This is a genomic window from Streptomyces sp. SID14478 (assembly GCF_010548525.1).
Classification (GTDB): Bacteria; Actinomycetota; Actinomycetes; order Streptomycetales; family Streptomycetaceae; genus Streptomyces.
In genome coordinates, this window is the sequence record NZ_JAAGMG010001089.1 from 1 (window position 1) to 1,735 (window position 1,735).

Consider the following 1,735-nt stretch of genomic DNA (forward strand, 5'->3'; position numbering starts at 1 on the left):
CGGGCGGCGTGAGCGCACGCCCCGTCCCGTCGCGGATCAGCAGCGGGGCGGGGTGTCCCGCCTGCGCCCACGCCAGTGTGCGGGCCGCCGGGTCGTACCGGCAGCACAGGGCGCTGGCGCGGGACGGCCCTGCGGAGAGGTCGAGGAGGTGGCCCAGCCTGCCCAGGAGGTCGGCGGGGGCGGTGTCGCAGACGGCCATGCCGCGGACGGCGCCGAGCAGCATCGCCTTGCCCGAGGTGACCGCGACGCCCTCACCGGGAAGCGCACCGACCGCCACCATGGCGCGGCCGTCGGGCAGTTCGAGCGCGTCGTACCAGTCGCCGCCGGTCAGGGTGCCGGCGGCGGCAGGGAGGTGGTGGGCGGCGACGTCCAGGCCGCCGAGTCCGTCGGGGCCGTTTCGCGGGAGCTGCAGGGAGCCGCGCCACGGAGGCAGCACGGCTTCCTGCAGCTCGACCGCGAGCCGGTGCTCGGTCTGCGCGATGTGCCGCTGGCGTTGGAGCGAGTCACGGGACTCGCTCACCGCGCGTTGGCTGCGGCGCAGTTCGCTGACGTCGCGCAGGACCGCCCACATGGAGACGGTCGCGCCGTCGGCGTCGAGCACGGGCTCGCCCATCATGTGCACCTTGCGCACGGACTCGTCCGGGCACATGACGCGGAACTCGCCGTCGATCGGCTTGCCGTCGATCAGGCAGTCGGTGACCATCGCGGTCAGCTTCGGCTGATCGTCCGCGTGCACCAGGGCGGGCAGTTCGTCGAGGGTCAGCGGCGGCGCGGCGGGGTCCCGGCCGAGGATCTGGTACAGCTCCCCGGACCAACTGGCCTCGTCGGTCAGCAGGTTCCACTCGGCGGTGCCGACGCGGGTCAGCAGCGAGCCAGGCTCCGCGAGGTCGGTTGCGGCACGCTGGGCGGGGAGGCCGGTGCCGGGCGCCGCGCCGTCCCGCAGTTGGGCCAAGTGCTTGTCTAGGTCCGCGAGTTGATGCACCGCCAGCTCGTACAGGGCGCGCTGCCAGCGGGCCTCGGGATCGCTGTCGTCGCCCGAGGGGCCCGCGGACGACTCGCGCCGGACCGCGTCGACGTCGCCGAGAAGTCGGCGGGTCTGCGAGATCAGCGCGTCGACCGTGCCACGCTCCGGCGGCTGGCCGGCGGGGCGGTCCGCGAAGACATGGGGGGACATGACGAACTCCGATGCAGGCACAGGGGCCACAGCTGACGGAAGGACCGACAACGACTCTGGCACAGGCCGCCTGGCGTCGTAAGGCATTTCGCCATACACGATGCGGTGGTGCTTATGGCATATGCCAATGTCCTTCGGGAGGCGAATCCCGGCCCCTGTGGTCGAACGGACGGCCGGTTATTGCGTAGTGACGACCCCTCGCCCCGCCCGTGCGGACGGGGCCGGATGTCGTAGCGCGGCTACGCCCCGTTCCCGGAGGGCGGCGGAGCCGTGGAACCGCGCACCACCAGTTCGGGCTCGAAGAGCAGTTCACCGGGCGGCACCGTACCGCCCTGGATCTGTGCGACGAGCAGCTCGACAGCGGCGCGGCCCATCGCCTCGATGGGCTGACGGACTGTGGTGAGGGGTGGTTCGGTGCAGTTCATGAACGCCGAGTCGTCGTAGCCGACCACCGAGACGTCACCGGGCACCGAGAGCCCGGCCCGGCGCGCGGCGCGCACGGCCCCGAGGGCGAGCGGGTCGCTCGCGCAGATGATGCCGGTGATGCCGCGCGCGAGGAGC

General features: G+C 73.0%; 2 protein-coding genes. Both read right to left on the reverse strand.

What is annotated here, in order from left to right:
• Positions 1-1,174, reverse strand: a 1,174-nt coding sequence (locus G3I40_RS35425; protein WP_164558946.1) for a SpoIIE family protein phosphatase, incomplete at its 3' end; no start/stop codon positions are given.
• A 239-nt stretch (positions 1,175-1,413) separates the two neighbouring features.
• Positions 1,414-1,735 (reverse strand): substrate-binding domain-containing protein (locus G3I40_RS35430; protein ID WP_164558947.1); only part of this gene is annotated, 322 nt, incomplete at its 5' end.